General features: G+C 46.0%; 4 protein-coding genes. 2 read left to right on the forward strand and 2 right to left on the reverse strand.

All coding sequences use genetic code 11. The annotated features are described in order from the left end of the window. Positions 1-4: 4 nt before the first annotated feature. On the reverse strand, positions 5-691 hold the full coding sequence (tolQ, locus tag DX073_RS12345; RefSeq protein WP_115008313.1) for a protein TolQ: 687 nt from the start codon (positions 689-691) through the stop codon (positions 5-7). A 179-nt stretch (positions 692-870) separates the two neighbouring features. On the opposite strand from tolQ, the gene hrpA reads away from it, so the two are divergent. After that, positions 871-5,094, forward strand: coding sequence for an ATP-dependent RNA helicase HrpA (gene hrpA / locus DX073_RS12350; protein WP_115008360.1), 4,224 nt, complete (start codon positions 871-873; stop codon positions 5,092-5,094). A 6-nt stretch (positions 5,095-5,100) separates the two neighbouring features. Further along, entirely contained in the window at positions 5,101-5,709 is a 609-nt protein-coding gene (locus tag DX073_RS12355) for an alpha/beta hydrolase (protein ID WP_115008314.1), read from the forward strand. 237 nt (positions 5,710-5,946) lie between these two features. On the opposite strand, the gene hflX is transcribed toward DX073_RS12355, so the two are convergent. Next, on the reverse strand, positions 5,947-7,033 hold a 1,087-nt coding region (hflX, locus tag DX073_RS12360; protein ID WP_115008361.1), incomplete at its 5' end, for a GTPase HflX.

A 7,033-nucleotide genomic window follows, 5' to 3' on the forward strand; every position in this document is an offset into this window, starting at 1 on the left:
TCGCCTAAATTTGACCAGTACGCTGTGCCATGGTGTATTCATGAGCAAATACCCCTGTCAGCTCTTCACAAAATAACGCCCGAGACTCGTACAACGCCCCTGCCTTGGCACTAAAATGGTTAAAGGCAAGGCTTGCGGGAATGGCGGCAAATAACCCCATGGCAGTGGCAATCAAGGCTTCGGCAATGCCAGGGGCAACTGTGGCAAGGCTCACGCTCTCGGCACTAGATAACCCAATAAAAGCGGTCATAATCCCCCACACCGTGCCAAACAGTCCGATATAAGGCGACACCGACGCGATACTGGCTAAGGTTGCCAAGCCTTGCTCTAATACGGCTTGCTGTTTGCCAATGGCGACTTTAAATTTACGCTCAACACTGTCTAGGGTGTCCGCTCGCACCGCCCCTGATTTTTGGGCTTTTAAAAACTCGCCATAACCGACAAAAAATACCTGCTCTAAGCCGGTGCGTTCAGGCTCATTGGCGACTGAGCTATACTGTTTGGCAAGGGTGTTGCCTGACCATAGCCACGCTTCAAAATCATTATCAAAGCGTTTGGCACTGCCGAGTTTGGCGGATAGGCGAAAAATCAGCCCCCAACCAATCAATGATAGGAGCAGTAGCAATCCCATGACCAGTTGCACCAGCAAACTGGCTTCTAAAATCAAATCTAAAACGTTAAGTTCGCTCATCGTATAAAATTTTGCCAAAAATGGCTTATTATAGCCGATTTTTTAAAAAACCACACCAAAAAGTATGCCTAAGTTTACAAACGGCATGAAAATTATCCTTAATGCCAGTGGCACGGCTTGTAAATCCTTGCAAAAGCCCCATTTATCTGATTTTTAGAATGATTAATGATAACATAACAATGCCAAATATAACCCAAAATCCCAACACCCCCCAACTACTCGCCAAAGACCGCCACATTGCTCATCGCTTAGAACGTGAATTGCGTGGCAATTTCCCTGCCGACATTAAAGCCAAAAAACAAGCCCAGCTTGATACTATCATAGAGCGTTCTGCCCAAGCGGTACAAGCTCGCATGGACAGCGTGCCGTCTGATTTAAAAGATAGGCTCAATGCCGATTTGCCCGTTACCGCCCGAGCGGACGAGATTATCCGTGCGATACAAGACAATCAAGTCATCATCGTGGCAGGCGAGACAGGCTCAGGCAAGACAACCCAGCTCCCCAAACTTGCCATGCTGGCAGGGCGTGGCACGACAGGGCAAATCGGACACACTCAGCCACGCCGTCTGGCGGCGAGAAGTGTCGCCATGCGAATTGCAGACGAGCTTGGCGAGAGTTTGGGGCAGACGGTGAGTTTTAAGGTGCGATTTACCGAACAGGGCAGTCGTGATAGCCTTATCAAGCTCATGACGGACGGTATTTTGCTTGCCGAGCTTGGCTCGGATAAATTTTTGACACGCTATGACACGATTATCATTGACGAAGCCCACGAGCGTAGCCTAAACATTGACTTTATTTTGGGCTATCTAAAACGCCTATTGCCAAAACGCCCTGATTTAAAGGTCATCATCACATCAGCCACCCTTGACACCGCCCGTTTTTCCGAGTATTTTAAGCCGTCTGTCAAGGGCGATGTGCCAATCATCAATGTCGAAGGGCGAAGCTACCCTGTGGAGATTCGCTACCGTCCGCTCATTGATGAGATTGTCAAAAGCCATGACGATGACGCTTTTGATGATATGGAAGACAAGCTCCCCAGAGCCTTGACATCTGCGGTCAATGAGTGCTTTGATGACGCACGCACCAAAGGACACCCAAGCTCATCGGACATTTTGATTTTTGCCAGTACCGAAGCCGAGATTCGTGAAATACAGGAGATTTTGACCGCTTACGCACCGCCTCACACCGAAATTTTGCCGTTATTTGCTCGCCAAAGTTTTGCCGAACAACAGCGGATTTTTAAGCCCACAGGGGGTAGGCGGATTATCATTTCAACGAATGTGGCGGAGACCGCCTTGACTGTGCCAAACATTCGCTATGTCATTGATTTGGGCTTTGCACGGATTAGCCGTTATAATTACCGCTCACGCATTCAACGACTTCCCATTGAAGCCATTAGCCAAGCGGCGGCGAACCAACGGGCGGGACGCTGTGGGCGAATTTCGGACGGTGTGTGCATACGCTTGTACTCCAAAGAAGACTTTGATACCCGTCCAGAATTTACCGAACCTGAGATTTTGCGTACCAATTTGGCAAGCGTGATTTTGCAAATGGAAAATCTGGGGCTTGGCGATGTGGCACAGTTTGATTTTATCACACCGCCCGATTTACGCCTTGTCAATGACGGACGAAAGCTCCTACACGAGCTTGGGGCGTTATCCGACACGCCCACCAAAACCGCCTTTAAAAAATCCCAAAAAGAGCAAAAATCAGGGCAAAAAGTGGGGCAAAAATCCAAGCCGTCAAATCTTACCGACATTGGCAAAAAAATGGCAAAAATGCCCATAGATCCACGCCTTGCCCGTATGCTGATTGCGGGGGCGGATTTTGCTTGTCTTGATAAAATGCTCATCATCGTCTCCTCCCTTGCTGTGCAAGATGTGCGTGAACGACCAGCCGACAAACAAAGCCAAGCTGACCAAAAGCACGCCTTGTTTCGCAAGGATAATTCTGACTTTTTGTTTTATGTGGAATTGTTTGATGTGCTGTTTAACGCCCACGAAATGCACGGTGGCGAAAAACTCACAGGCAATGGGCGTAAGAATTTTGCCAAAAAGCATTATTTAAGCTTTCCCCGTATCAAAGAATGGCAAAAAACGCACGAGCAACTCACGCAAATGATGAGCGATTTGGGTTATCAAATTTATCAAGAAAGTGATAACAATCAAGAACTTACCAAAAATGACAAAGCAAACACCACACAAAAAGGTCGCATTGGCTTAAAAGGTGGCAAAAAAGTGCTTGGCAAAAGTGCAATGCTTGCAAGTTTAAAGGACAAAGACGGTCATTTTGACAAAAACAAACTCACCAAATCCGCCCAAGATTATGCCAGCATTCATCGGGCGTTATTGACGGCACTCTTATCCTTTGTCGCTCACAAAACCGACACGGTGGGCGAGTATCTCATGACCAAAAACCAAAAGGCAAAGATTTTCCCTGCAAGTGTCCTGCATAAAAAAGGAGCGGAATGGGTGCTTGCCTTTGAAGTGGTGGAAACTTCACAAGTGTATATGCGTACACTGGCAAAAATTGAGCCTGAATGGATTTTGTCGGCGGGCAAGCCTTTATTAAAATACCATTATTTTGAACCGCATTGGTCAAAAAAAGAAGGGCGGGTGCGTGCTTATGCTCAGATTAGCCTATTTGGGTTAATCATTGTACACAAACAGCTCGTTAATTATGAAACGGTGGATTTGGTGGCAAGCCGTGAGATTTTTATTATGGACGCACTCGTAGGCGATGGACAAGAAGAACGCTACCCCAAAGCCTTGCCTTTTTTGACCCACAACCGCCAAAAAATCAAAGATGTGGGCGACACCGAAGACAAGTTACGCCGTCGTGATTTACTGGTGGACGAAGAGCGATTGTATGAATTTTATGATGATAAAATTCCGCCCCACATTGCGTCCGCCAAAGCCTTTGAAGATTGGCTTGGCAAGGTGGGCGATGATGAGTTTTTAAAATTTAAAGACGAAGATGTCGTAAACAATGTCGTCAATGTCGGACAAGAATTTCCCAAATTTTGGCAGGTGGGGGCAGTCAAATTCCCCTTGTCCTATGTCTTTGACCCAAGCTCGGACGATGACGGCGTAAGTGTCAAAGTGGGGGCAGGGGCGTTGTCTCAGCTTGACAGCGTGGATTTATTGTGGGGCATTGCAGGTTGGCGGTATGAGCTGGTGGCAAGCCTGTTAAAAACCTTGCCCAAAGACATTCGCAAAAAAATCGTCCCCATTCCCGACACCGCCAATGCCTTGATGGATAAACTGGTGCAGGGCAATGGCGTGGGACTACTTGACCAGCTTTGTGGACAGCTTCTTAGACTGGGCGTGAAGGTCGGTGCTGATGACTTTAAGCCAAGCGAGATTGACACTTATTTACAGCCCTTAATCTGCGTGCTTGACGACAAAGGGCGAGTGATGGACAAGGGGCGAGACCTAGCCAAATTGCAAGCCAAATACCAAACGATGAGCCAAGTACAAAAGGTGACAGAAGGCATTCACGACAGCTTTCCTGAGCATTTTGACTTTATCAAAACCCGTCATCATAAGGGTATGGTAACGCAGGTGTTTTTTGCGTTAAGTCCTGATGGGACGGGCAAAGTGGCGGTGGTGGAGTTTGGCGACTTACAAAAGGCACTTACCACCCATAAAGCAGGCGTGCTGTCGCTTGTCAAGATGACGCTTGGGGCAAAGCAAAAACAGCTGACTTCTCAAATTGACAAAGCCTTTAAGATGGCGTACGCCCCGCTTGGCGATTTGGAAAAATTAAAAAGTGTCTTGGTGGATGCGACTTTGCAAGCGACTTTTGAAAAATACGCCAAGCCCTTTGTTGATACGAGCGTGCGTGAAAAGGTGGCGGGCTTTGTGCGTGATGATAAGATGGGCGATTTGCTTGACAAATTACCACTGAGTGCAGGCGAGTTTGAGACGGTTAGGGAGCTGATAAGCGGTCAGTTTTTGAGTGTGGGGCAAGAGATGTTAAAGGTGTTAAAGGAGATTCATACCACTTGGCAAACGGTGCGGGGACAGCTTTTGATGTTTGACCGTGAGATTTTTGGCGAGAGCATTGACGACATTGAAGACCAGCTTGATGATTTGTGTTTGGGCGATTTTGTTTACCGTGTGCCTTATGACGCTTGGCGACAGTATCCCCGTTATTTGGGGGCGTTAAAGGTGCGTCTTGACCGTTTGCCAAACAATCTGGACAACGATTTGGACGGTGTCTATGCCCTTGATGAGCATATGGAAAGGCTAGCAAACCGCATTCACGACCCAAAAATCAGCGAGTATCGCTGGCTTGTGGAAGAATACCGTATCCAGCTTTTTGCCCAGCCGATGAAGACGATGGGTTCGGTATCGGCGAAGAAATTGGAGAAGTTGTGGGGGAGTTTGAATACAAAATAAGGTGTCATGAAAAATTTGTTATTATTGTCAGGTATGGACGGCACGGGTATTTTATTTCGTCCATTGCTTGATGAATTAAATCAATCAGATGTCAATTATCGCATTGCCATTTATGATTTTAATGCTTGTCATATTAAAGATAATAACAATCAAGCATTAGAATATCAAGCTGATAAAATTGTCAAGTTTATTCATGATAATTTTGGATATGAGTCTTTTGTGGTGGTGTTTGAATCTTATTCATCGCTGTTTGTGCCTTATTTATTAAAATGCCAATTAGCTATTGAAAAGATTTATATTATCGGTGGGTTTTTGGCATGTCCGTCTGTATTGGCGAAAGTTGGGCTTTTCATCAATCCTGCATGGGCGAGATTATTGCCAAATCAATTATTGGGATTTTTATTATTTCGTCATTGGGCAAATGAGGAATTAATTGGCTTATTTCGTGAAGTGTTGGCAGTCATTAGCAATCCTGCCATTTTACCCTTGTTTAAAAAGCGTCTATCCAATATCGCTCATGCCAAAATCCCAAGCCATTTACCCAAATCATCAGTCCCTTGCGTATATGTATCGGCAAGGTGTGATGATTTGGTAAACAAAAAAGGGTATTGTTAATTGAGTATACTTTTCTAGAAAGCCGTTCGTGGTGAGCTTGTCGAACCATAACGGTTTTCCTAGACTTCGACAAGCTCAGTCCGAACGGAAAACCTTAAAATCTATCTTTATTTAACAATACCCAAAAAAGCAGGATTGGTATTTGGGACGATGTTTGAGAATATTGACTTTTTAGTCATTGATGGCACGCACTTTTTATTACAAACTAATCCCAAATTTTTGGTAGAGACATTAAATTTAAAAACAAAACGGATTTAATTCGTCATTATTGTCATCATTGGGTTTGATATTTACTTTTTCAAACTCCTCCAATACAGGCAAAAGACTGTTTGCCTCATGTGGCGGTAGCACATCAAAGGCATTAAGATGATACCTGCCAAGCAATTCTTTTAATGTGTCTTTGGCAAGGCGAACCGTCAGCATTTCATGTCCAGTTTCATCAAATTCACTGTGAGTAATAACCCCAAGCTCATGCAAGGCGTTTTTTAATTGTCCTGCGTGATAGGGTAGGGTTAAGTGAAAATACGACAAGTCCCCCACCAAAAGTTCCTGCACCGCTTGGGTTAGTTCATTGATACCCAAATTTGCATGAGCCGACACATAAACACGGTGGGGTGTGGTAGCGTCCTTATAATGAATGGTGGGCTTTTCTTTGGTTTTGTCGATTTTGTTGTGGACAAGCAAGACAGGGGCAGTTGCACCAATTTCATGAAGGACGCTATTAACTGCATCAATCTGCTCGTGCATATCAGGGCTACTGCTGTCAATGACGTGCAAAAGTAGGTCGGCTTCTAGGGTCTCTTCCAGTGTAGCGTGAAAGCTCTCCACCAGTTCGTGTGGCAGATTTTGCACAAAGCCGACCGTATCAGCAAGCACCACTTTGCCCACGCCTTGCCAGTCAATTTGACGCAAAGTGGGGTCAAGCGTGGCAAACAGCTGGTCAGCACTGTAAATGTTCTCGCCCGTCAAAGCGTTGAACAGCGTGGATTTGCCCGCATTCGTATAGCCGACCAGCGAGACGGTGGGCGTGGATGATTTGGTGCGTTTGGCTCGTCCGATTTGGCGGGTTTGTTTGACTTTGGCGAGCTTGTCTTTGAGTTGATTCACCCGCACTTGCAAAAGCCGTCTGTCGGTTTCAAGCTGGGTTTCGCCCGGCCCCCGTAGCCCAATACCGCCTTTTTGTTGCCCAAGATGGGCATAGCCACGCACAAGCCTTGATGATAAATGGGTCAGCTGTGCCAGCTCCACTTGCAATTTGCCTTCATAAGTCCTTGCTCGCTTGGCAAAAATGTCCAAAATCAGCCCCATACGGTCAATAACCTTA

It is taken from the genome of Moraxella lacunata (assembly GCF_900453205.1).
Taxonomy (GTDB): domain Bacteria; phylum Pseudomonadota; class Gammaproteobacteria; order Pseudomonadales; family Moraxellaceae; genus Moraxella; species Moraxella lacunata_B.

Excerpts from the sequence above, each read along its gene's own strand:
- tolQ (WP_115008313.1), bottom strand. The coding sequence starts at position 691 with ATGAGCGAACTTAACGTTTTAGATTTGATTTTAGAAGCCAGTTTGCTG.
- hrpA (WP_115008360.1), top strand. The coding sequence starts at position 871 with ATGCCAAATATAACCCAAAATCCCAACACCCCCCAACTACTCGCCAAA.
- DX073_RS12355 (WP_115008314.1), top strand. The coding sequence starts at position 5,101 with ATGAAAAATTTGTTATTATTGTCAGGTATGGACGGCACGGGTATTTTA.